The following is a 23273-nucleotide window of genomic DNA, read 5'->3' as shown; positions in this document are numbered from 1 at the left end:
GCCTCATTCCAGGGTCATCAAGGCGGCGTTGCCGCCGGCGGCCGCCGTGTTGTGCGATAGCGCACGCTCGTGCCAGAGCCGCTCCAGCCGCACGGGGTGGCCTGCTTGGCAGCGTGTTGGCAGAACCAGCGGGCCGGGTCGTGCCGCCAGTGCCTGCGACCATTGCAGAAAATCTGCGTCATCGCATTCCAGCAGCGCAGCATCCATGGCCTCGGTCTGCGCAATTTCCTCGATGCTCAGCTTGTCAGGCAACAGCAGCACATGGCGGCGCAGTGCCTCGGGCAGCTTGTGGTGCACGGCGGTGCCGAGCGCGCTGGCTGGCCAAAGGGCTTGCGAGCCGCAGGCCAGTGCCGCGGCCAGTTGCAGCAGCAGCATGGTCCTGTCCTGCGCCAAACACAGGGTGCGCGGCTTGCCAAGCAGTTGGTAGAGATTGCGCTCGCCGGTGGGTCCTGGCAGCAGGCGCGCGGTATGCAGATCGGGCAGGGCTGATTGCAGGTCCTCGCAATGACGGCTGACGATGGCCTCACCATGCTGCCTGGACCAGTGGCCCAGCTTCTGCAAGGCTGCTGCGGCAGCGGAGGTGGCGGGTGCGGCAGCGAACTGAGCCTCGCCGCACTGGTGCAGCAGCAGGCTCAGCAGCCGTTGCGGCGAGCCGGGGGTCTGCTGCAGGCGCGGCAGATACAGCGGCCCGCCGGCCTTGGGGCCGGTGCCTGACAGCCCTTCGCCGCCAAAGGGCTGAACACCGACGACGGCGCCCACCATATTGCGATTTACATACAGATTGCCTACATGTGCCGCCTGGGCGACCTGCTGCACGGTCTCGTCGATGCGCGTGTGCAAGCCCATGGTCAGGCCATAGCCCAGGGTGTTGATCTGCTCCAGCAGCTGCGGCAGCTCACGCCTTTGATAGCGCAGCACATGGAGTACGGGGCCGAAGACTTCGCGCTTGAGCGGCTGCAGATCGGGCAGCTCGATCAGCGTGGGCGCCACAAAATGCCCTTGTGCGGCAGTTTCCGGGCTCAGCGGCGATTGATGGATACGTAGGCCCAGAGCTCCGAGTCTGGCGATGTGCTGCTCGATGGCTGCCTTGGCATCGGCATCGATCACGGGGCCCACATCGGTGGCGAGCTCGGCCGGGTCGCCGCAATGCAGCTCCTGCATGGCGCCGCGCAGCATCGCCAGCAGCCGGTCAGCGCAGTCGCTTTGCACGCACAGCAGGCGCAGAGCCGAGCAGCGCTGGCCGGCGCTGTCAAAGGCGGATGCAGCAATGTCCTGCACGGCTTGCTCGACCAGTGCGGACGAGTCCACCAGCATGGCGTTCTGGCCGCCGGTTTCTGCCACCAGCACTACGGGCTGGCCGTCGGGCCGCAACCTGGCGGCGGTCTGCAAATTCAGCAGCCGCGCAACCTCGGTGGAGCCCGTGAACAGCACGCCTGCCACACGCGCATCGGCCACCAGCGCTGCACCCACGGTTTCGCCCCGGCCAGGCAGCAGTTGCAGCACACCAGGCCCGATGCCGGCCTGATGCAGCAGGCGCACTGCCTCCTGGGCGATCAGCGGGGTCTGCTCGGCGGGCTTGGCCAGTACTGCGTTGCCGGCTGCCAGAGCGGCAGCGACCTGTCCGGTGAAGATGGCCAGTGGAAAATTCCAGGGGCTGATGCAGACTACCGGGCCAATGCCGGGGGCGAGCAGGTCCGCAGCGGCCTGTCGCCGAATCTGGGCCGCGTAATAGCGCAGAAAATCGGTGGCCTCGCGCACCTCGGCCACGGCATTGGCGGCGGTCTTGCCGGCTTCGCGCATCAGTAGGGTCATCAGCGGCAGCATCTGGGTCTCGAAGCTGTCGGCGGCGCTCTCCAGCAGTTTGGCGCGCTGTTCTGTCGCGCTTGCCTCCCATGCAGGCTGGGCCTGTGCGGCTGTCTGCAGTGCCTGTTGAATCTGCGCGGGCGTGGCGTCGTCGACATGGCCCAGCAGCTCCTGATGATTGGCCGGGTTGGTGATGGCGGTGCCGATGGCGTCGTTGGCCTGGCCGCCCTGGGGCCGGAGTGTCGGCCGGGTTTGTACAAGTGTCTGAGACAGGGCGCCCAGCACACCGTCATCGCTCAGATCCAGGCCTGTCGAGTTGATGCGCTGCGCACCCAGCAGGTCGCGCGGCAGTCCTATGCGAGGGTGGGGCAGGCCTAAGTCTTGCGCCGCATCCTGCATATCGACCGCATCCAGAGCATCGAACTGGCTTTCCGCCAGCACCTGATCTGCGGGGGATGCTATCAAGTCGGAGATCGGCCAGTCGGGGTTGGCAATACGGTGCACGAACGAGCTGTTGGCGCCGTTCTCCAGCAAGCGGCGCACCAGATAGGCCAGCAGGGTCTCGTGCGTGCCCACAGGTGCATAGATGCGGCAGGGGCGGCGCGCGGCCTTGTCCTCGGCTTCGACCACATGACGGTAGAGCGGCTCGCCCATGCCATGCAGACATTGAAATTCATAGCTGCCTACGCTGTAGGGAAAGGCGCTGGCGAGCGATTCGATGCTTGCTACCGTCTGCGCGTTATGGGTGGCGAACTGCGGGTAGACGGCATCGGGCGCGGCCAGCAGCTTGCGCGCGCAGGCGATGTAGGCCACATCGGTGTGGTGTTTACGGGTGTAGACCGGGTAGTCGCGCAGGCCGTCGATCTGGGCGCGCTTGATCTCGCTGTCCCAGTAAGCGCCCTTGACCAGGCGCACCATCAGGCGGCGTTCGCTGCGTCGGGCCAGGTCGACCAGATAGTCGATCACATAGGGACAGCGTTTCTGATAGGTCTGAATCACAAAGCCCAGGCCGTTCCACCCCGCCAGGCTGGGGGCATGGGCCAGCTGCTCCAGCAGGTCCAGCGACAGCTCCAGCCGGTCGGCTTCTTCGGCGTCGATATTGATACCTATGCCGTAGCTGCGCGCCAGCTCGCACAGCTGCAGCACGCGCGGCAGCAACTCGTTCATCACGCGCTGCCACTGGGCGCGGCTGTAGCGTGGATGCAGGGCGCTGAGCTTGATGGAAATACCCGGTCCTTTATAGAGGCCCATGCCGCCAGCGGCCTTGCCAATGGCATGAATCGCATCCACATAGGATTGCAGATAGCGCTGCGCGTCCTGGGCGGTGAGAGCCGCCTCGCCCAGCATGTCGTAGGAGTAGCGAAAGCCTCTGGCCTGCAACTCTCTCGCGCGCTCCAGAGCCTGGGCAATGGTCTCGCCCATCACAAACTGCTCGCCCATCAGGCGCATGGCCATATCCACGGCCTTGCGCACCAGCGGCTCGCCCCCTCTGGCCGTGACACGCTTGAGCGCTGCGAGCAGGCCCGGCTCGCTATGCGTATCGACCAGCTTGCCGGTGACCACCAGCCCCCAGGCAGCGGCATTGACAAACAGCGAAGGGCTTTTGCCCAGATGCGCCTGCCAGTCGCCGCCGCGCAGCTTGTCGCGTATCAGCGCGTCGCGCGTGGCGGCATCGGGTATGCGCAGCAAGGCTTCGGCAAGGCACATCAGCGCCACGCCTTCCTGCGAGGACAGAGAGAACTCCTGCAGCAAGCCTTGCACCAGCCCCTGGCGTCCCGCGCTGGCAGGCTGGGCACGCAACTGCTCGACCAGCTTTTGCGCATGAACGGCAACCTGGGCCGCCTGTGCTGGGGGCAGGGTGGCGGCTGGCAGCAGCCGGCCCACGGCATCGGTCTCGGCCATGCGGGTCGCGGCGGTAATGGCCTGGCGCAGTGTGTCGCCAGGGCGTTTGCTGCTTGGCAGCGCAGTGAAGGTCGGCATGTCGGTGCTGGTGTCAAAGAACCTGGACGCGAGCGGGTGCGCGGCCTTCACCATGTTCACAGCTGCATTGCAAGCGGCGCGGACGCGGCTGTCTACATAGGGAAAATCATTGCTGGTTTGCTGAAGAATGAATCACTATATTGAGTGAATTAAAGAGAGGAATTCACCAATGAATGACGTTTCAGAAGTGGATATCGACAGGATTGACCGAAAAATACTGGCGATTCTGCAAACCGATGGGCGTATCTCCAATTTGCGCCTGGCCGAACTGGTGGCGCTTTCGCCCACGGCCGTACAGGCTCGCGTGGCCAGGCTCACGCGCGACGCCTACATCCTGGGCTACGAGGCGCGTCTGAATCCACAGAAGCTGGGCGTGGGCATGACGGTGTTTGTTGAGGTGCTGCTGGATCGCACCACGCCCCACGTGTTTGACGAGTTCAAGGCCGCCGTGCTGGCCTATCCCGCCATCATGGAATGCCATATGGTGGCCGGCGGCTTTGACTATCTGCTCAAGACCCGCATGGCCGATATGGCCGCCTACCGCGACTTTGCGGGCCGGGTGCTATGGCAGCTTCCGGGTGTGCGCGAGACCAGAACCTACGCGGTGATGGAGGAGATCAAGGACGATGCGCGGCTGCCTCTGTAGGAGAAAAGCGCATTTGAATGAGGGGCTCAGGGCTCTGTATCTACGTTGACGCGGGCCAGCAACAGCTGCTTTTCCAGAAGTGGATGGGGCACAAAAAACATGTAAATAATTGATACACACAGAGGTGATTGCTGCAGTGCAGGAGGCGGCACAAGGCTGTGCAGTCTTTCTCGATTAATGACCAAAAAGCGGCATCTATGCGAGTCAATGCACCTGTGACACAGCGCGAGTACAGCTTTGATGAGAATGCCACTCTGATGTCCACCACGGACACGGAGAGCTACATCAAATATGCCAATCAGGCATTCATGGAGGCCAGTGGTTTCGAGCCGCAAGAGGTTCTTGGCCAGACGCACAATCTGGTGCGCCACCCGGACATGCCTGCTGCCGCTTTTGCCGATATGTGGGCCACACTCAAAAGCGGCGAGCCATGGAGCGCACTGGTCAAGAATCGGCGCAAGAACGGAGACCATTACTGGGTTCGCGCGAATGCCATTCCCATCATCCGCAATGACCGGGCCAAGGGCTATATGTCGGTGCGGACACAACCCGAGCGCAAAGAGGTGGAAGCGGCGCAAAAGCTGTATGAAATCATGCATGACAAGGGCGCTGCCGCCCCCGAGCTGCACAAGGGCATCGTCTCCCAGAAAGGGCTGGGAAAAGTGCTTTCGATCTGGCGCCATATGGGGGTGCGCCGGCGCATTCGGCTGAACTCGCTGGCTTTGTGGGGCGCCCTGGTGCTCGGCGCCTGGCTGCTGGGCCAAAGCCAGATGCAGTTTCTGGCGATGGCAGCCTTCATGACGGTCGCCCTGATGGTCATGACGCTATTGCTTGAGAGCCAGTTCGCCACGCCGCTGGAGCTGCTCAAGCGTCAGTCGCTGAACGTGGCAACCGGCAACAACCGGCAGACGGAATATCTGCAGCGCACGGATGAAATCGGCACCACGCTGCGCACGGTCAACCAGATCGGTCTCATGTTTCGCTGGCTGGTGGACGATGTGAGTCAGCAGGCCCTGAATGTTCAGCAGGCCTGCAATGAAATTGAGCAGGGCAACAGCTATCTGCACGGGCAGACGGAGCAGCTGGCGGTGAATGTGGCGCAGACCTCGGCATCCATGGAGCAGATCACGGCCCGGGTTCAGTCCAGCGCCGATACGGCGCAAAAAGCCGGTGTGCTTGCCAGCGAAGCCAGCGCAGCGGCCCTGCGCGGGGGGCAGTCCATGGATCAGATCGTCGCCACCATGGACTCCATTACCGCCAACTCTCGCCGTATCGCCGACATCGTCGGTGTGATTGACAGCATTGCGTTTCAAACCAATTTGCTGGCGCTGAATGCGGCCGTGGAGGCAGCCCGCGCGGGCGAGCATGGCAGGGGCTTTGCGGTGGTTGCTGGCGAGGTGCGGGCCTTGGCTCAGCGCAGCGCAGATGCCGCCAAGGAGATCAAGACGCTCATTCAGGCCAGCACTGCCAATATCGAGGCCGGCTCTCTCGTCGTGAACGATGCGGGCCGCAACATCGGCGATATCGTTTCCCAGGCCCGCAGCGTTGCGGACTTCATTGCCGAGATCAGCAAGGCCACGCGCGAGCAGAGCGAGGAGATCACCCAGGTCGGCAAGTCGGTGGCAGACATGGACTATCTGACGCAGCAGAACGCGCAGTTGGTGACTCAGGGCGCGCAGGCCTCCAGCAGCATGCAATGGCAGGTGAAAAATCTCGTGGAAGCGATTGGCGTGTTCCGGTAGCAGTCGAACTCAGGGCAGTCCGATGGCTGCGATGGGCTGCGGGCTGCCCTGCCCGGGACAGATGTGGGAGATCAGCCCGCGACAAGTACCTCAGCCCCAGAGCACTGGCTTGTTCACCATCAAATAATAGGTGCCGGCCATGGCCACAAAGGCGGGGTAGCCCAGGGCCTCCCAGCGCAACTGATACTGCCGGAAAAGCGGCGGCAGGGGCAGGCTCTGGCTATGCGCCTGATTCGCCATGGCTGCCATGCGAATCTGCAGCCAGACCACGGGCAGCCAGCAGACACCGGCCAGCGCATACAAGCCCAGCGAAAGCGCGAGCCAGGGCGTGGTCAGCGGCCAGCCTGCAAGATAGGCCATGGCAATGCCCGTGATCGGCTGAATAAAGACGCAGGGGGTGGTGAACCACCAGTCGGCACGAACCACCAGGCGGCTGACCACGGCCTGGGCCGCGACCGAACCGCTGCGGTTGGCAAAGAACATATAGAAGGCCGAACCCAGGCCGGTGCCGACCAGCAGCACGCTGGAGAGGATGTGCAGCGTCTTGAGCAGCAGATAGGTATTCATGATTCAAGCCTGTGGGAGGAGTTGTGTGCCTGCAGCAAAAACCACAGCATGGCGGCGATGGGCAGGTTCTTGAGCAGCGGCCCGAGCGGATGCAGCCACAGCGCGGGTTGAAGAGCCGTGCCGATCACGGTCATGGCCGTCATCAGCAACAGGGCTGTCAGATAGCTGGCCCGCCCCGGGCGCAGCAGCAAGGCCAGACCCAGAGCCAGATCGGCCAGCAGGCCGGACCAGATCAGCAGTGCCTGCCAGCGTGCATCGACGATGCCGCCGTCGGCCAGCAGGCGTGCACCTTCGTGCCTGAGTCCCGAGAGCCCGAAATAGTCCAGTGCGCTGACCAGGGCCGTACCCAGCCAGACGACGACCAGGCTGGCGTGCATGTATCTGGCAGCCTGTTTGCTGGCGTGGTTTTCGTTCTGCAGGTCAGGCATGACGGCGGCCTTCCCTGGGCACGGTACCCAGCATGACGCCCGGTGCCACAGGCGCGCGCCCCAGCAACGTGACCAGGGTCCGGGGATCGGTGACATTGTCGTATTCCAGCAAGGCCATGGTTTCGCTGCACCAGGGCAGGGTGGGAATCTGGTCGCCGACTCTGGCGCTGCCCTTGCTCATCCAGTCGGGCAGCGCGTATACCGATGCCGGGCCATAACCCATCTGGCTGCGCAGGCTGGCGATGAAGGCCTCTGTCGAAAGCGGCTCGGGGCCGCCGATTTCGACCATGCCTTCAGGGGCATCCGATGTCGCCATATGCGCGAGCACATCGGCCAGATCGCGCACGGCTACGGGCTGTATCTGGCTGCTGCGCATGAGTTCGGGCAGCAGCAACAGGGGCAGCCTGGCCAGATTCATGAACAGCTGGCTGCTGGCGCCCCCCGCACCGAAGATGATGCTGGGGCGCACGACGACGGGATTGAGCAGGCCCTGCCTGCCCAGCGCCAGCAGGTGTTCGTCGGCAGCGCGCTTGGTGGTGGCGTACTGGGTGTCGCTCAGTCCCGCGCCCAGTGCCGAGACCTGAACCACGCGGCGCACGCCGGCCCGGGCACAGGCATCGAACAGCGCCATGGGGGCCAGAGCGTGCAGGGTCTGCAGATCCTGGCCGGGCTTGTCGCGCAGGGCGCCTACGGCATTGATGACAGCGTCGATGCCATGCAGATGCTCAAGCCATGCATCGACTGTCGTGCAGGCGCCGAAATCCAGAGGCGGCTGGCTGTGGCGGCTGCGTACCACGGGGTCGTGGTCCAGCAGGGCCAGCGTATTCACGATATGTCGGCCCAGAAAGCCGGTGCCGCCGCAGATCAGAACTCGCATACGCTACTCCTTTTCAGTTTTCTGCCTTGACAGAATTCAGCTCGGTTTCAGTCGTTGTCCTTGCCCTGGCCACCGTCCCTGCCGCGGACAAAGCGCTGGACGCTGGCACCCAGGCGCAGGATCTTGTCCAGCGTGGCAGGGGACAGGCGCAGCATTTCGTCGGTCCAGATGCCCAGCGAATCCATGAGACGCAATGTCTCGTGCACGCGGTCCTGGGTATCGGCTGTCTCCTGCTCGAATTCGGGCCTGGCGATCAGTTCGCGCAGCAGCGCGCTGGTGGGGTCGAACTCGCGCTGCTTGCGCTCTCGCACAATGGTGCGCAGCAACTCCCAGACATCGGCCGAGGTCTCGAAATACTCACGCCGGTCGCCGCTCCTGCGGCTGGTGCGAATCAGGTTCCAGTTCAGCAGCTCCTTGAGGCTGTTGCTGACGTTGGAGCGGGCTGCGCCCAGGGTTTCGCAGATTTCATCGGCGTTGAGGGGGCGACCATGAAAGAACAGCAGTGCATGAATTTGCGCCACCGTGCGGTTCACGCCCCAGGCGTTCCCCATGTCTCCCCAGTGGTGCACAAAGCGTTCAGCGATAGGACTCAGTTGCATGAGATGCAGTGTGGTCTGGCTTGAAATTTCTGTCAATACAGAAATTTGTGTTTTTGAGCGGCCGCTTTTCTGCTTCGGGCAATGCTCATGTGATCAGCGCACGCTGGCGGGTAGGCTTGGAAGCGAATTTTCTTTGGCTGAAGAAAATTTGAGCAGGTTCGCTCACTGTGTCGGTACTCGTAAAATAGCCGCATTACAGGGGCATGGAGCCCCGTCAGGGAAGGGAGAGTTCATGACCGCTGCATCCGCCTTGCGTGCTGCCTTGATTTTGTCGGCCTGTGCCTTGGCCCAGGCCGCATCGGCTGCCTGCTATTTTGTCTATGCGCCCAATAACGAGCTGATCTATCGCTCCAATGTGGCGCCGGTCGATCTCTCCTTGCCCTTGCACCAGACGGTGTCGCAACTCTCCCCCGGAGCGCGCATGTTTTTCTCGCTCGACGAGTACAACTGCGCCACCGAGGTCAATCTGATTGCCGAGCGTGCCCAGATTGCTGCAGCGCGCAACAATCGCGAGCGTCGCCTGCGCGAAGAGCAGCGCTTCTGATTACGTAGCTGTCAGCGCTTGACCAACAAGCGTTTAAGGCACTTTTAATTCTTGCTATTTGACTCGCGGCAGATGCAGGTGCCAGAGCGTCATCCCGCAGCCTGTACAGTTTTTTGCCGTGGTCTGCCCTCGGGTATGGGGTGGCCTGAGACAATCGGCCACCATGAGTGAATCCCGCGACAACAAAATTCCCGAGAACCTGCCCGAAGTCCCATCTGATGCCCCGGCGTTGCCCGAGGGCTGGCTGGAAGTGCTGTCCATGGACATGGATGCCCAGGGTGTAGCCCGCAAGCCCGATGGCAAGGTCGTCTTCATCGACGGCGCCCTGACCGGTGAAATCGTCAGCGCCAACACCCATCGCAAGAAGAACAACTGGGAAGCGGCCACGCTGACCGAAATCCATCGCGAATCCTCGCAGCGCGTGACGCCTGGCTGCCCTAATTTCGGCCTGCACGCCGGTGCCTGCGGCGGCTGCAAGATGCAGCATCTGCATGTGGCGGCCCAGGTCGCGATCAAGCAGCGTGTGCTGGAGGACAACCTCTGGCATCTGGCCAAGGTCAAGCCCGAGACGCTGCTGCGTCCCATTGAAGGACCGGCCTGGGGCTATCGCTTCCGCTCGCGCCTGTCGGTGCGCTATGTGGCCAAGAAGGGCAAGGTGCTGGTGGGCTTTCACGAGCGCAAGAGCCGCTACATCGCCGACATGGAGGTCTGCAAGATTTTGCCGCCCCATGTGGATGCCATGCTCATGCCCATGCGCGCATTGATTGCCAGCATGGATGCCCGCGAAACCTGCCCGCAGATCGAAGTGGCTTGCGGTGACCATGTCACCGCCCTGGTGCTGCGCCATCTGGAACCTCTGTCGGATGCCGACAAGCAACGTCTGCGTGACTTCGCCGCCGCTCAGAACGTGCAATGGTGGCTGCAGCCCAAGGGTCCGGATACCGTGCACCTGATGGAAGAAGGCGGCACACAGCTGTCTTATGGTCTGCCGGACTTCGGCATCACCATGCCTTTCAAGCCTACCGACTTCACCCAGGTCAATCCGCATATCAACCGCGTGCTGGTCACGCGTTCGCTGCGCCTGCTCGATGCGAAAAAGGACGAGCGCGTCATCGACTGGTTCTGCGGCCTGGGCAATTTCACGCTGCCGATCGCCACCATGGCCCGCGAGGTGTTGGGCATTGAAGGCTCGGAAACCCTGGTCAGGCGCTCGCACGAAAACTACGCTGGCAACAATGCCACGCGCGGCGAAGACGACAAGCTGGCTCCCACCAGCTTCGTGGCGCGCAATCTGTTCGAGATGACGCCCGCCATGCTGATTGCAGACGGCAACTCCGACAAATGGCTGGTCGATCCTCCGCGTGAAGGTGCATTTGCCCTGTCCAAGGCACTGGCCGATATCCACCAGATCCGCATCGGCGCCAAGCAGACCGGTGTGGCCAGCGAAGAGCAGCCCGATTTGCTGCCGCCGCTGCCCGAGGGGCAGGAAAACTGGCAGTTCCCCAAGCGCATTGTCTATGTGAGCTGCAACCCGGCCACGCTGGCGCGCGATGCGGGCTTGCTGGTGCATCAGGCGGGCTATCGCTGCGTGGCAGCGGGTGTGGTGAATATGTTCCCGCATACGGCGCATGTGGAGTCCATGGCCGTTTTCGAGCGCGCATAAGAGCGCAATCGCATGAACTGCACCGGCATGGCGCAGTTCATGCGCCCAGTGTGGTGTCCAGAATCATCATCAAGACAAAGCCCAGCATGAGCCCTGTGGTGGCCCAGGCTTCATGGCCTTTGCGATGCGATTCGGGAATGATTTCGTGGCTGATGACAAACAGCATGGCACCGGCGGCGAAGCCAAGACCCCAGGGCAGCAGCATGGTGGAGCTGCTGACCACGATGGCGCCGATCACGGCGCCCAGGGGCTCGATCAATCCTGTCAGAGCCCCCAGCACCACGGCAAAGCCGCGGCTGTAGCCGGCCGCCAGCAAAGAGGCAGCGACGACAAAACCCTCGGGCACATCCTGTATGGCAATGCCCAGCGTCAGCGAGCTGGCACGCAACCCCTCGTTGGCGGCATATCCCACGCCTATGGCCAGACCCTCCGGAAGATTGTGCAGGGTGATGGCAATGACAAACAGCCAGGTGCGCCGCAACTGCTTGGCATCGGCGCCTTCACGGCCTTTGATGAAGTGCTCGTGCGGCAGCAGGCGATCCATGACCAGCAGGGCTGCACCTCCGAGCAAGATGGCTGCGCCGATCAAGGCACCGCCCAGCCATTCGCTGCTGGCGGGCGAGGTCGCTGCCTTGGCGGCTTCCAGCCCGGGGAGGATCAATGAAAATGCGCAGGCAGCCAGCATCACGCCTGCGCCAAAGCCAAACAGCGTGTCCTGTGTGCGCTCGGACGGATGTTGGGTCAGCAGCACCGGCAAAGCGCCCAGCGCAGTCGCCAGCGCCGCCACGCTGCCGCCCAACAGTGCATTCAGTGCTGCTGGGTTGGTCTGCAGCTGCTTCCAGACCATGGATGCCAGCACCAGGGCACCGGCCGCAGAGATCAGCAGCCCGAGCCTGGTCCTGAGCGGCAGGGGCGTCTGGCTGGAAGAGGCGGTCTGCAGTCCGTCCGGGCCCATGGTTCAGCTCCTGACAGCCTGAGTGGCGGCAGCGAAGCGGCGCGCCACTTCATTCCAGTCCACCACGTTGTAGAAGGCGGCGATGTATTCGGGGCGGCGGTTCTGGTATTTCAGGTAATAGGCATGCTCCCAGACGTCCAGGCCCAGAATCGGCGTGTTGCCGCTGCCAATGCCAAGCATCAGCGGGTTGTCCTGGTTGGCGCTGCTTTCCACATGCAGCTTGCCGCTGCGATCCACACTGAGCCAGGCCCAGCCACTGCCAAAGCGGCTGATGGCAGCCTTGGTGAATTCGGTCTTGAAGTTCTCGAAGCCGCCAAGGTCCTTGTCAATGGCTGCTGCAAGAGCGTTCTGCGGCAGACCTCCTCCGCCGGGAGACATGACTTGCCAGAACAGGCTGTGATTGGCATGGCCGCCGCCGTTGTTTCGCACCGCTTGACGCAGCGTTTGCGGCAGCGATTCGACCTTGGCGAGCAGATCGTCCAGCGACCATTGCGCATACTCGCTGCCTTCGAGTGCCGCATTGAGGTTGTTGACGTAGGTCTGATGGTGCCTGGAGTAGTGGATCTCCATGGTTTGCGCATCGATATGCGGCTCCAGTGCCGCGTAGTCGTAGGCCAGTGGGGGCAGGGTATAGCTCATGAGTGAATGCCTTGGCAGTGAGAGAGAGGGAGGTCAGTGCAGTGATGAATGCACGGACTCGAAGCTGGCAAGGCGGGACTGCCTGTCGCTGGCGGGGTGATTGAGAAGGATGGAGGATGTCGAGGCACAGACGTCAGCGGTGGCATGGGGGTCTGCTGTACCGTGTTCGGCCTGTGCGGCCAGAAGCTGAGGCAGATGACGGTATATCGCCAGACTCAGGGAGGGGCTGGCGCAGCCCTGCTGCTGCAGTGACATCAGGGTCTGCTGCGCCTCATGCAGGCATTCGGAGGATGAACCCGGTTGACCTGCGGCGGCAAAGGCATCTGCCAGATTCAGGTGGGCCACGACAAAGGCCGTAACGCGGTCATCGTCGGCAATGTCTCCGGGTTCCGCGCTGATCAGTTGCAGGCCCAGCTGTTGCGCATGGCGATAGTGCTCTTGTGCTAAGAGATGGCGATGATCCAGCGTTGCGGCCAGGGCCGTGCGGGTGTGCCGCTTCCATGCGGACAGCAAATCGGCAGCCGAGGCGTTTGTCGTGCGGGCTCTCATGAGGCACCCTCGATGCAGGCTTGGGCTGCCACGACTTTTCCGTCCTCTCCCGATGGATGAATACGTACTACCCGCAAGGCGTTCGGCTGATCCACTAGCAGGCAGGTCTTGCCGGTGCGCTTGCAGTGATCCTTCACGCGCCAGTAGGCGCCATCGCTGATGCAGCCCGTCTGGCAGATCACCAGATCGGCAGCGTGCAGGCTGTCCTCCAGCAACTGGTGCTCGGCCAGTGCCTGGCTGTCGGCAGCCTCAACCAAAGGCCAGTCAATGCCGGCCGCCGTGGCTGACTTCGATGCTGTGGGTACTTGAGGGGGGGCTTGTACCAGATTCAGTGCCATGGCCTGGGCCAGCGCGTGGCGCTGCTCACGCTCCCAGGCCAGAGCGCTGTCGCGGACAATGACTTTGGCCCTGAGGTGCACCAGCTGTCGCTTGAGCGCCTCCACTTCGCGCGCCAGCGATTGCATCTGTGCCGTGCAGCGGGTCTGCACTTCCGTATAGGTCAGCATGAGGGCCTCATGCTCAAGGCGTAGTTGGTTGAAGTCATCATCTGGCACGGCAGTCTTGTCCCCATGGTTGAGAGCACAACAGAACTCGTCGCTGGGATGCGCGTATGTGCAGCTAAGAATGGAATCAATAATTCACGAATATAAATGAGAATTGTTTGTATTCAATACACGCAAAGAAAATATGACATCCAGGAGGGCGTCGACAGGGCGGTGGCCGGACATAAAAAAAGCCGTAGCAGTGTTGCTACGGCCTGTGCCGATTGATGTTGAGTGACAGGGCCAGGAGCTCATGCTCCGGGGCCTGCCATCAGCGATTTCAGCTGCGGTTGCGGCTGCTGCCGTTGTCGGGCTCCGCAGCGCCGCGTTTCTCGGCGGCACTCTGCCCCAGCACGGAAGGCACGCCTTCGATCTTGTTGGAACGCATGTATTCATCCATGTCCTTCCAACCCGCAAACACCAGCGCCTTGGAGGCCTTGGGGTTGAGGACGTAGCAGTCCTCCAGTCCGCGCATGGCATGCCGGCAGGCGCCGCCAATGGCCTTGGCTTCGGACTCGCGCGCCACGGTGCGTGGATCAGGGCCCAGGCCCGGAATGTCTTCGATCTTGCAGCCTCCCAGTACCAGAGGCAGTAGGGCAATGGCAAGTGCGCGGGGAAGGTGGTTTGGCTTCATCTTGTTTGCTTATCGGCAGCGGCAGCCGCTAATTTAGGCCATGGCTGAAATTTCCATTGCGGCGCTGGCTGCGCCTAGCATCAGATTACTGCAAACAAAAAGGAGTGCGCAAGGCACTCCTTTTTGGCTGAGCAGCTGCGAGGCTTAGTCGCGATCGCCGCCCATGATGCCGAGCAGGGCCAGCAGGCTCTGGAACACGTTGAACAAGTCCAGGTACAGGGCCAGGGTGGCGCTGATGTAGTTGGTCTCGCCGCCGTCGATGATCTGCTTGAGGTCATACAGCATGTAGGCGGAGAAGATGCCGATAGCCAGCATGGAGATGGCCATCATGCCTGCCGTGGAGCCCACGAAGACGTTGATGATGGCACCCACCATCAGCACCAGAGCGCCCACGAACAGGAACTTGCCCATGCCCGACAGGTCGCGCTTGATCACGGTGGCCAGCATGGCCATCACGAAGAACACGCCGGCGGTGCCCGCAAATGCGGTCATGATCAGCTGGGTGCCGTTGGAGAAGCCCAGGATCATGCCGATCAGGCGCGAGAGCATGAGGCCCATGAAGAAGGTGAAGGCCAGCAGCACGGGCACGCCGGCGGCGCTGTGCTTGGTCTTCTCGATCGCGAACATGAAGCCGAAGGCGCCGACCATGAACACGATCAGGCCCACGCCGCCCGTCAGCGCGCGAGTCATGCCAGTGGCTACGCCCAGCCAAGCGCCCAGCACGGTGGGGATCAGGCTGAGTGCCAGCAGCCAGTAGGTATTGCGCAAGACACGGTTGCGCTCTTGCTGCGAGACACCGTAGCCCGCAGAGCCCAGTGTGGTGACTTGTTCGTTCATGTAGCCATTCCTCCTTCAGGAATTGTGGGTTGAAACATTGTCATTCTAGGTGGGGGTCTTGAGAAGCCTTTGCAATACCCCGTTGCAATGCGGCAGTTTTAGGATGGAATGTTTTTCACATCGCATCTACTTTTGCCTGCAGAGTACAGAATATGCTTGCTGCATTGACAATCCAACGGAGCTTTTTATCTCATGAAAACCAAGCACGAACTCGAACTGGCCGATGTGAAAGCCATCGCTGCTGCTGCCGAAGCTGAAGCACTGAAGAACAACTGGCCCGTAACGATCTCCATCGTGGACGACGGCGGCCATCTGCTGCTGTTGCAGCGCATGGATGGTGCTGCTCCCATCTCTTCCCATATCGCCCCCGCCAAGGCGCGCTCTGCAGCCGTGGGCCGCAAGGACACCAAGGCTTTCGAAGACATGATCAACAACGGTCGTACTGCTTTCCTGAGTGCTCCCTTTGTGGACGGTCTGCTTGAAGGTGGCGTGGCCATCGTCAAGGACGGTCAGGTGCTGGGCGCCGTGGGTGTCTCCGGTGTGAAGGCCAATGAAGACGCACAGGTTGCCAAGGCCGGCATTGCTGCCCTGGGCCTGTAATTGCCGACTTTGCCACTGCGGTGGCAGAGTCCAAAACAAAACCCCTGCGCGCTTCAAGCGGCAGGGGTTTTGTTTTGGCGGGTTGCGAATGAGGAAAAAACGCGTGGCTATGTGAGGTGTGAGCACAAGAGAGGGCAAGTGCTCTACAACGACTATGGCTGGCGAATCGACACTTGCGGTGTCGCCCCACGATGAAACGGTTTATTTGGTCAGAATGAGCTTGCCCAGCTTGGTGGCCTGCAGGCGATAGGGCGTGCCGTTATGCAGGATGGTGACGGCCTTCTGGCCGTTGAGCAGCAGGGCGCTGTCCAGGCCCAGGCTGGAGCCGGCAGCGGCTGAGGGGTTTGCAGCAGCCATGGAGGAAGAGCTGCGGTTGTTGGGCTGTGAGGTCGCAACAAGCGGTGCAGACATGCCGTGATTCCTTAAGTTCAAAACTGGTGTAATGATAACAATTCTCAATTAAAGTGCAAGTGATACTTAGTCTCATTTGCGAAAAAACACTGTTTATTTTTCTGCGGGAATCCGTCCGTCCATGCGCCAGCCCGGGATTTCTGCCTTGCGATGTTGTGCAAGAGCCGGCCCGGCTGGGCAGACAGGCATGCGGATGCCACAGCTCGATGTCATTCGAGTCATAAAAAAACGGCCCTGAAGGGCCGTTTTTTGAATAAGCATGCGCTTATTGGGTGGGGTCGGTCACAAAACCGATTTTCTTGACACCAGCACGCTGGGCGGCGGCCATGGCCTGAGCCACGCGTTCGTAGCGCACTTCCTTGTCGCCGCGGATGTGCAGGTCAGGCTGAGGCTCCTTGACGGCTTCGGCCTGGAGATTGGTATCCAGCTGCTCGTCGCTGATGTCCTGGCCGTTCCAGGAATACTTGCCGTCGGCCGTGATTCCCAGCTGCACGGTGGCAGGCTTGGTGTCCTCGGGCTGGTTGGTGGCGCGGGGCAGGTCCACGTTGACCGAGTGCTTCATCACGGGCACGGTGATGATGAAGATGATGAGCAGCACCAACATGACGTCCACCAGAGGGGTCATGTTGATTTCGTTCATCACATCATCGCTGTCCCCATCATCCATGGTTCCGAACGACATGGCTTAGGCGCCTTTCTTCAGGGGCAGCACATTGCCGGAAATCTGACCGTCCACGGAAACGCGGGCACCGGTCACGAAATAGGCGTGCACGTCGTGGGCAAAGCTGTTCAGTGCATTCAGAATGCCCTTGTTGCCGCGTACCAGCGCGTTGTAGCCCAGCACGGCGGGGATGGCGACGGCCAGACCCAGTGCGGTCATGATCAGCGCTTCGCCGATGGGGCCGGCCACCTTGTCGATGGAGGACTGACCCGACATGCCGATGGCCACCAGTGCGTGGTAGATGCCCCAGACGGTACCGAACAGGCCGATGAAGGGGGCGGTGGAGCCCACGGAAGCCAGAATCGCCAGGCCGGATTGCAGGCGGGCTGTGAATTCGTTGATGCCGTTGCGCAGGCAGCGGGTCACCCAGTCGCTGATGTCCAGTGTGTCATGCAGATGGACGCTGGTCTTGCGGTGGTGGGCCGAGGCTTCACGGCCTTCGAGCACCATGAAGCGGAAGGGGTTCTGCTTGTCGTTGCCGAGCTTTTCCAGGCCGGTGGCCAGATCGGGGCTGTGCCAGAAGTCCTGCGCCTGGGTGGCGAACTTCTTGAATTTCACGATATCCAGGGCCTTGAGAACGATGACCAGCCAAGAGGCCACCGACATGACCAGCAAGATGATGGCCACGCCTTTGGTCACGAAGTCGCCCTGTGTCCAGACGTGGGCAATGCCGAATTGGGATTCCATGGGTACTCCTGAGAACTGCAGATTTATTTGAGAACAAAGTTGATGGGCACGATGTGCCACATGGGTTCGGCCACGCCATTGCGCTTGCCAGGGACAAACTTCCACTGGCGCACGGTGTTGACGGCCGCTTCATCCAGACGGTCAAAGCCGCTGGACTGCTTGATTTCGATTTTCTCGGGCTGGCCCTGCTCGTTGATATAGACGCGCAGCAGCACCTTGCCTTGTTCACCCATGCGCTTGCTGACCGAAGGATAAGCGGGAGCGGGGTTGTTCAGATAGGCCGCATTGCTCGATGGCTGCTCGATCTTGGGCGGAGCCGGTGGTGCCGGAGGTGCGGGCGGGGCTGGAGGAGCCGGAGGCGCGGGTGGCGCTGGCGGCGTCTTGTCCGGTTTGCTGTCGCTGTTCTCCAGGGCGCCCTGAGGCGCGGCCGGTGCCGGCGTTGGATCCTTGATGGCCTTGGGCAGCGGAGCCTTCTTGATCTCGGGCTTGGGCTGTGGCTTGGGCTCGGGTTTGGGCGCTGGTGCAGGAGGCTTGGGGGGCGGAGGCGGAGCCGGCGGGGTGGGTTCGGCGGCAGGCGGTGCCACAAACTGGGCAATCACGCTGGCGGGAATCACTACCTCTGGCAGCTTTTGCTGTGCCAGACCATGTTGCATGGCCCACAGGGCAGCAGCATGTGCAACAACCACAGCACCAGCAACTGCCATATTGCGGCTTGGGCCGCTGGCAGGTGCAAATCGATCAGACTGGGACATAAGAGCGAGAAGAGCAACCAGCGCAGGCTGGAATCAGAAAGGAAAAGCGCTGGTCAACCGGCAATAGCAGGCACAGGAAACAGGGCACGCAGACAGGAACGCATCATTCACGCAGGATCCACCAGGTGCATACCATCACGAGAATCAGACTGCCGAAGACGGCTGAGAGGACGGAGAGGTGGGCCATGCTTTGCTTTCCAGGATATTGGTGGCAAGCTGAACCGTCTGCATCGACGCGCGGGATTGCGCTTCGTTGTGGATGGCCGCGATCGGATGACTGGCACTGCACTGGGCGACGACATCGCGTGCGCAGCCTTCGCAGCGCCCGCATTGTGTGGCAACGCCCAATTCAAACTGGATTTCGTCAAAGCTCATCCCCGCATGCGCGTGGCGTGCTATTTCTCGGTCAGAAACCCGGCGGCATACACAGACGATCATGGCTACAGGCAGTTGTTGCTGGCTATTGATGCAATAGGCGGAGTATAAATGAGAATCCATCGCATTTGCAATGCATGCCGCCAAATTACGCACATTCAGCAAGTGGTTAAGAGCCCGGGCCCGATCTGATCGAGGCTGGCGCAGCCGGTCTGCGCCATGGCCAGTTCCAGCTCGGCGCGCAGCAAATACAGCATATGGGCCACGCCCAGCATGCCGGCCACTGCCAGGGCATGCATCTGGGGCCGTCCCAGCAGCACGGCGCTGGCGCCCAGGGCGATGGCCTTGAGCACATCGGTTCCCTGGCGTACGCCGCCATCCATCAGCAGCGGGATATGGGCAGGCGTGGCTGCGCGTATGGCAGGCAGCACTTCCAGGGCGGAGACGGCGCTGTCCAGCACGCGCCCGCCATGGTTGGAGACCACGATGGCATCGGCCCCCAGTTCCACGGCTTTCGCGGCGGCGCGGGCCGAGAGCAGGCCCTTGACGATCAGCGGCAGCCGGGTTTGCTGGCGCAGCCAGACCAGGTCGTCCCAGGTGGGCGCGCCTCGGGCCAGTTCGGAGCCGAACAGAATATGCTCGCTCATCAGATCGCCACTTTGCTCCTGCCTGGGCATGCCGTGCAGATTGACGGCCTCCACACCTGGCGGCAGCGGGTAGCTGGAGCGTTTGATATGGGCGTCCACCGTCCAGACCAGAGCCTGGTAGCCGGCGTCTTCGGCGCGCCGGATCAGCTGCAGCGTGTGCTCGCGCGCTGCCTGCTGGTAGAGCTGAAACCAGAGCGGGCCGCTGCGTCCTAGCTCCTGGGCTGCGGCTTGTGCGGCCTGGGCAATGGCTTCCAGGGTGCAGCTGGACAGGGTGCTGACCACCATGCCGGTGCGCATGGCCATGGCCGCGCGTGCCGTGGCGAGTTCGCCTTCGGGATGCGCCAGCTGTTGATAGGCAACAGGTGCCAGCAGCAAGGGCCAGTCCAGACTCTGGCCCAGCAGGCTTTGCCGCGTATGGGCTTCGGACAGATCGGCCAGCGGTTGCGGGCAGAGGCGAAAGCGGTCAAACGCCTGGCGGTTATGTGCCAGTGTCAGTCCCTGATCGGCGCCGCTTTCGATATGCGCCCAGGCGTGGACTTCCATATGCTCGCGTGCCAGTCGGGCGTAGTCCGCCAGGGAGCCCATCTGCGCGGAAATCTGCGTCAGTGGCGGTTTGGCGGGCTGGCCTGCGGCATTCAAACGTTCAACAGTCATAAATCAAGCCGGTTGGATGGGGATGGGGCGGCAGAGCAGGCCCGGTGCAGGAGGAGGCAGCCAGCGAGGGCTGCCCAGCAGCGCGGGCTGTCGTCCGCCCAGGGGGCTGTCGTCCGCCCAGGGGGCTAGCTTTCCGACCACATGCGCAGGAGATTGTGATAAGTGCCCGAGAGGGCGGCGACGCGCGGGTGTTCGGGCTGCTCCTGGGTGAGTTGCTGAATGCTCTGGTCCAGATCGAACAGCAGACGGCGCTGCTCCGCCGACTTGATCAGGCTATGCGTCCAGAAGAACGATGCATAGCGCGTGCCGCGCGTGACGGGGTTGACGCGGTGCAGGCTGGTGCCGGGGTAGACGATGGCGTCGCCAGCGGCAAGCTTCACGCTTTGCTGGCCGAAAGTGTCTTCCACCATCAGCTCGCCGCCTTCGTATTCGTCGGGATCGCTGAAGAAGACCGTGGTGGAGACATCGGTTCTGACCTTGATGGCGGTACCTGGAATGGTGAAGAACGCATTGTCGATATGGTTGCCATAAGTGCCTCCGCCCTCATAGCGATTGAAGCGCGGCGGCAGGACCTTGAGCGGCAGGGCCGCCGACATGAACAGCGGGTTGCGGCCCAGCCGGTCCAGGATCAGATCACCTATCTGCTGGCCGGTCTTGCTGTCCAGCGGTAGCTGCAGATTGCTCTTGACCTGAGCCGCCACATGGCCGGCCGTGGCCTTGCCGTCCTGCCAGCTGGCGGTTTCCAGCGCCTGACGGCAGTGGCGTACTTCATCGGGAGTGAGCAGGCTGGGGATGCGTAGCAGCATGGGTCGGTATCTGGCGGTTGTTGATCCTGGTCTCTTCACTAACCATAGCTGGTTGCGCTTGCTGCATATTGTTTTCAATATCTTTTCATATTGAAATCATTGCAGGGAAAGCGCAAGCAGCTATGGTTTTAAGAACCGAATCCGGCATTCTGAAGGATTATTTGGGCAGTGTGCACGTAAAAAGCCCCGCTGGCATCTGGTGCCTGCGGGGCTTGGGGTGATGGTTTGCAGCAAGCCTGCGCCAGATCAAGCGCAGGCAGGGCATTCATCAGTACGTGAACTTGAGCGAAGCCACGGCAGAGCGGCCGGCGGCCATGGTGGCGTAATGGGGCGAACGCACACCGCTGTAGTAGACCTTGTCGCCCAGGTTGAAGACGTTCAGCTGGAAGGCCAGATTCTTGTCGATCTGGTAGGCCATCATCGCGTCGAAGCGGGTGTAGCCGCCGACACCCTTGGTCACGATGCCGCCATCCACGGTGGACACTGCGTAAGCTGCATTGACGCTGCTTTGTGCATAGACGCCCAGACCCAGGGTCAGCTTGGGCATGGGCTTGTAGCTGGTCCACAGGCTGAAGCTGTGCTTGGGCGTGTTGATGAAGGCTTGACCGTTGGCAGCGGAACTCACGCACTTGAGAGGTGTGCCGGAGCAAGTCTGTCCAGCGTTCTTCTGCTCGCTATCCATATAGGTATAGCCGCCGAAGACGCTCAGATTGGACAGGATCTGGCCGGTAAAGCCCAGTTCCAGACCATTGACCACCTTGTCGCCACCCATGAAGACGGCGCCAGTGCCATCGGTGATACGGACATTGGTGACGTTGTTGCGGAAGATTGCAGCAGACAGATTCAGCTTCTTGTCCAGCAGATCCCACTTGGTGCCCAGCTCCATGGAGCGGGTCTTCTCGGGCTTCAGATTGGCCAGCGCATCGGAGGTGATGGCCAGATCTTCGCTGCCGTTGCCCAGGGTCGAGCCGCCAGGACGCGAGGAGGTGCCGATATTGGCGTAGATGCTGCCATTGGTGGCGGGCTTGTACACCAGACCCAGCTGGTAGTTGAACAGTGTGTCGCTGCGAGAGTAGTCGAAGGCGACAGACTTGGCGTTGGTGATGGGGTTGGTGTAGTCAGGAGCCGCAGTCGATGTCTTGTAGTGATCGACGCGCAGGCCCGCATTCAGCAGCCATTGATCATTGAACTTCAAGGTGTCGAAGCCATAGATCGCAACGGTGTCGATCTTGTTGCGGGTGGTACGACCCTTGTCCCAGGCATAGTTCCAGGGCGTGGAGGCATCGGGATTGTTCAGCGAAGTGCACCACATATTGAGTGATGTGCAAGTGCTGGTGGTGCCGTCTTGTATCGCGCCGGACTGGGCATCAGACTTTTCCTTGGACAGCTCCAGGCCGAAGGCATAGCTGTGGCCGATGGAGCCGGTCTGCTCCTTGCCGGTGAACTCGGTCACGTTCTGCAGGGTTTCCACATCGGAGAAGCGGAAGTTGCCGCGACGCCAGACATAGCCGTTGAGAACGTTGCCCTTGGAGTCATCGGGCTGGGTCCAGACATAGTCCTGCTTGCTCTTGCTGTAGCGCAGGCTGTTACGGATCTTGTTGGTGTCGGTGAACTTGTGTTCCACCGAGGCCGTGAACAGATCGCTCTTTTCCTTCTGGTAGTCACGGTTGTTCATGCCGTACCAGTTGGCGCTGTTGCTGCCATAGCTGGGGCGAACCGTCGAGCCGCCGGCCAGCTTGGCCATGGCGGCATTGCTGTACAGATAAGGCACGCCGCCATCGGGCATGCTGTCGGTCTGCAGATGCTGCCAGGACAGGGTCACTTCGGTGGGCGTGCCCATGCCGAAGGTCACGGTGGGGGCAATGCCCCAGCGCTTGTTGTCGGGGCCGTTGCGGCCGGGAATGTCGGCGCTGTGACCCATGGCGTTCAGGCGAATGCCGGTGGTCTCGTTGATCTTGCGGTTGATGTCCAGGGTGCCGCGCAGGTAGTTGTCGGTGCCCAGGCCCACATCGCCGGAGATGAAATTCTCGTTCTTGGCCTTCTTGGTGGTGATATTGATGGAGCCGCCGGCGCCGCCACGACCGGCGTAGGCCGAGTCCGCGCCCTTGATGACTTCCACGGATTCCACGTTGAACAACTCGCGCGTGCCGGAAGCGATGTCACGCATGCCGTCCACAAAGGTGCTGGACTGAGCGTCCATGCCGCGGATGAAGGGCTGGTCGCCGGTGGGGTTGCCGCCTTCGCCGTTGCCGAAGGTGATGCCGGGGGTGGAGCGCAAGGCATCCTGCAGGCTGGTGGCACCGGTCTGCTTGATGATCTCTTCATTGATGACCTGAACGGTCTTGGGCGTGTCCAGCAGCGGAGCGGTGAACTTGCCCTGGGGGCTGGCTTCGGTCTTGAAGCTGGTGCCGGCAGCGGCTTCCACATTCACGGTGGACAAGGTGGTTTCCTGCTGAGCCATCGCGCTGGCGCCAATCAGGCACAGGCCTGCGGCAATCACGATTTGCTTGAGCTCGCAGCGCAAGCCGTTGGAGTCGGTCGGGGTCGGATAGTGGTTGGACATGCTTTTGATGAAGAGTCGATTTTTGAAAAAGCGTGCGGATTCTAGGTGATAT

At 61.8% G+C, this 23273-nt stretch carries 24 protein-coding genes; 5 read left to right on the top strand and 19 right to left on the bottom strand.

The window, feature by feature from the left end; all coding sequences use genetic code 11:
* Window positions 1-3: 3 nt before the first annotated feature.
* The gene (gene putA, locus F3J24_RS05190) at window positions 4-3837 is read right to left on the bottom strand and encodes a trifunctional transcriptional regulator/proline dehydrogenase/L-glutamate gamma-semialdehyde dehydrogenase (protein WP_167003235.1); all 3834 of its coding nucleotides are present in this window, start codon (window positions 3835-3837) and stop codon (window positions 4-6) included.
* Between the two features lie 115 nt (window positions 3838-3952).
* Between putA and F3J24_RS05185 the strand changes: the two genes are divergently transcribed.
* Both F3J24_RS05185 and F3J24_RS05180 read left to right on the top strand, forming a co-directional pair.
* A complete protein-coding gene (locus F3J24_RS05185) occupies window positions 3953-4429 on the top strand; it encodes an Lrp/AsnC ligand binding domain-containing protein (protein WP_167003233.1) in 477 nt (158 codons plus the stop codon).
* 197 nt (window positions 4430-4626) lie between these two features.
* Window positions 4627-6171, top strand: coding sequence for a PAS domain-containing methyl-accepting chemotaxis protein (locus F3J24_RS05180; protein WP_167003231.1), 1545 nt, complete (start codon window positions 4627-4629; stop codon window positions 6169-6171).
* Between the two features lie 90 nt (window positions 6172-6261).
* Here the strand turns inward: F3J24_RS05180 and F3J24_RS05175 are convergent, their stop codons facing one another.
* The 4 genes from F3J24_RS05175 to F3J24_RS05160 are packed head-to-tail and all read right to left on the bottom strand — an operon-like array spanning window position 6262 to window position 8642.
* On the bottom strand, window positions 6262-6738 hold the full coding sequence (locus F3J24_RS05175; RefSeq protein WP_167003229.1) for a DUF2269 domain-containing protein: 477 nt from the start codon (window positions 6736-6738) through the stop codon (window positions 6262-6264).
* Window positions 6735-7166, bottom strand: coding sequence for a DoxX-like family protein (locus F3J24_RS05170; RefSeq protein WP_167003227.1), 432 nt, complete (start codon window positions 7164-7166; stop codon window positions 6735-6737). Before F3J24_RS05170 ends, F3J24_RS05175 begins: the two co-directional genes overlap by 4 nt.
* On the bottom strand, window positions 7159-8043 hold the full coding sequence (locus F3J24_RS05165) for an NAD-dependent epimerase/dehydratase family protein (protein ID WP_167003225.1): 885 nt from the start codon (window positions 8041-8043) through the stop codon (window positions 7159-7161). Before F3J24_RS05165 ends, F3J24_RS05170 begins: the two co-directional genes overlap by 8 nt.
* A gap of 47 nt (window positions 8044-8090) precedes the next feature.
* Window positions 8091-8642 (bottom strand): GbsR/MarR family transcriptional regulator, encoded by a 552-nt coding sequence (locus F3J24_RS05160; protein WP_003053524.1) that lies wholly within the window; start codon window positions 8640-8642, stop codon window positions 8091-8093.
* A 232-nt stretch (window positions 8643-8874) separates the two neighbouring features.
* On the opposite strand from F3J24_RS05160, the gene F3J24_RS05155 reads away from it, so the two are divergent.
* Both F3J24_RS05155 and rlmD read left to right on the top strand, forming a co-directional pair.
* Entirely contained in the window at window positions 8875-9186 is a 312-nt protein-coding gene (locus tag F3J24_RS05155; protein ID WP_003053526.1) for a hypothetical protein, read from the top strand.
* Between the two features lie 163 nt (window positions 9187-9349).
* Window positions 9350-10849, top strand: a complete 1500-nt coding sequence (gene rlmD / locus F3J24_RS05150; RefSeq protein ID WP_167003223.1) for a 23S rRNA (uracil(1939)-C(5))-methyltransferase RlmD — start codon at window positions 9350-9352, stop codon at window positions 10847-10849.
* 37 nt (window positions 10850-10886) lie between these two features.
* On the opposite strand, the gene F3J24_RS05145 is transcribed toward rlmD, so the two are convergent.
* The 6 genes from F3J24_RS05145 to F3J24_RS05120 all read right to left on the bottom strand — a co-directional run bounded on the left by F3J24_RS05145 (window position 10887) and on the right by F3J24_RS05120 (window position 15005).
* Window positions 10887-11804 (bottom strand): ZIP family metal transporter, encoded by a 918-nt coding sequence (locus tag F3J24_RS05145; RefSeq protein WP_167003221.1) that lies wholly within the window; start codon window positions 11802-11804, stop codon window positions 10887-10889.
* Between the two features lie 3 nt (window positions 11805-11807).
* Window positions 11808-12443 carry a superoxide dismutase gene (locus F3J24_RS05140; RefSeq protein ID WP_003053531.1) on the bottom strand — a complete coding sequence of 212 codons (636 nt, stop codon included), beginning with the start codon at window positions 12441-12443 and terminating at the stop codon, window positions 11808-11810.
* 33 nt (window positions 12444-12476) lie between these two features.
* The gene (locus F3J24_RS05135) at window positions 12477-12992 is read right to left on the bottom strand and encodes a hypothetical protein (protein ID WP_167003219.1); all 516 of its coding nucleotides are present in this window, start codon (window positions 12990-12992) and stop codon (window positions 12477-12479) included.
* Window positions 12989-13498 carry a DUF2325 domain-containing protein gene (locus F3J24_RS05130; RefSeq protein WP_167003507.1) on the bottom strand — a complete coding sequence of 170 codons (510 nt, stop codon included), beginning with the start codon at window positions 13496-13498 and terminating at the stop codon, window positions 12989-12991. The genes F3J24_RS05135 and F3J24_RS05130 overlap by 4 nt, the downstream gene beginning before the upstream one ends.
* Before the next feature lie 316 nt (window positions 13499-13814).
* The gene (locus tag F3J24_RS05125; RefSeq protein WP_167003216.1) at window positions 13815-14168 is read right to left on the bottom strand and encodes a hypothetical protein; all 354 of its coding nucleotides are present in this window, start codon (window positions 14166-14168) and stop codon (window positions 13815-13817) included.
* Between the two features lie 144 nt (window positions 14169-14312).
* On the bottom strand, window positions 14313-15005 hold the full coding sequence (locus F3J24_RS05120) for a Bax inhibitor-1/YccA family protein (protein ID WP_003053535.1): 693 nt from the start codon (window positions 15003-15005) through the stop codon (window positions 14313-14315).
* Window positions 15006-15197: 192 nt separating this feature from the next.
* Between F3J24_RS05120 and F3J24_RS05115 the strand changes: the two genes are divergently transcribed.
* Window positions 15198-15605 carry a heme-binding protein gene (locus F3J24_RS05115; RefSeq protein WP_003053536.1) on the top strand — a complete coding sequence of 136 codons (408 nt, stop codon included), beginning with the start codon at window positions 15198-15200 and terminating at the stop codon, window positions 15603-15605.
* A 201-nt stretch (window positions 15606-15806) separates the two neighbouring features.
* Here the strand turns inward: F3J24_RS05115 and hemP are convergent, their stop codons facing one another.
* The 8 genes from hemP to F3J24_RS05075 all read right to left on the bottom strand — a co-directional run bounded on the left by hemP (window position 15807) and on the right by F3J24_RS05075 (window position 23221).
* Window positions 15807-16016 (bottom strand): hemin uptake protein HemP, encoded by a 210-nt coding sequence (gene hemP, locus F3J24_RS05110; protein WP_003053537.1) that lies wholly within the window; start codon window positions 16014-16016, stop codon window positions 15807-15809.
* A 265-nt stretch (window positions 16017-16281) separates the two neighbouring features.
* A complete protein-coding gene (locus F3J24_RS05105; RefSeq protein ID WP_167003214.1) occupies window positions 16282-16698 on the bottom strand; it encodes a biopolymer transporter ExbD in 417 nt (138 codons plus the stop codon).
* Between the two features lie 3 nt (window positions 16699-16701).
* Window positions 16702-17424, bottom strand: a complete 723-nt coding sequence (locus tag F3J24_RS05100; protein WP_003075172.1) for a MotA/TolQ/ExbB proton channel family protein — start codon at window positions 17422-17424, stop codon at window positions 16702-16704.
* Window positions 17425-17447: 23 nt separating this feature from the next.
* Window positions 17448-18176: an energy transducer TonB gene (locus tag F3J24_RS05095; RefSeq protein ID WP_167003212.1), complete on the bottom strand. Its 729-nt coding sequence runs from the start codon at window positions 18174-18176 to the stop codon at window positions 17448-17450.
* A 144-nt stretch (window positions 18177-18320) separates the two neighbouring features.
* Window positions 18321-18614: a bacterioferritin-associated ferredoxin gene (locus tag F3J24_RS05090; RefSeq protein WP_029158775.1), complete on the bottom strand. Its 294-nt coding sequence runs from the start codon at window positions 18612-18614 to the stop codon at window positions 18321-18323.
* Window positions 18615-18709: 95 nt separating this feature from the next.
* The gene (locus F3J24_RS05085) at window positions 18710-19837 is read right to left on the bottom strand and encodes an alpha-hydroxy acid oxidase (RefSeq protein WP_167003505.1); all 1128 of its coding nucleotides are present in this window, start codon (window positions 19835-19837) and stop codon (window positions 18710-18712) included.
* A 140-nt stretch (window positions 19838-19977) separates the two neighbouring features.
* Complete coding sequence (locus F3J24_RS05080) at window positions 19978-20658, bottom strand: Fe2+-dependent dioxygenase (RefSeq protein ID WP_167003210.1); 681 nt, start codon at window positions 20656-20658, stop codon at window positions 19978-19980.
* A gap of 268 nt (window positions 20659-20926) precedes the next feature.
* Window positions 20927-23221 carry a TonB-dependent siderophore receptor gene (locus F3J24_RS05075; RefSeq protein ID WP_167003208.1) on the bottom strand — a complete coding sequence of 765 codons (2295 nt, stop codon included), beginning with the start codon at window positions 23219-23221 and terminating at the stop codon, window positions 20927-20929.
* Between the last annotated feature and the right edge of the window lie 52 nt (window positions 23222-23273).

This window comes from Comamonas sp. Tr-654 (genome assembly GCF_011752915.1).
In the GTDB taxonomy this organism is placed as follows: Bacteria; Pseudomonadota; Gammaproteobacteria; order Burkholderiales; family Burkholderiaceae_C; genus Comamonas.
Note: the sequence above shows the minus strand (reverse complement) of the source record. Positions and strands in the feature narration are given on the sequence as shown.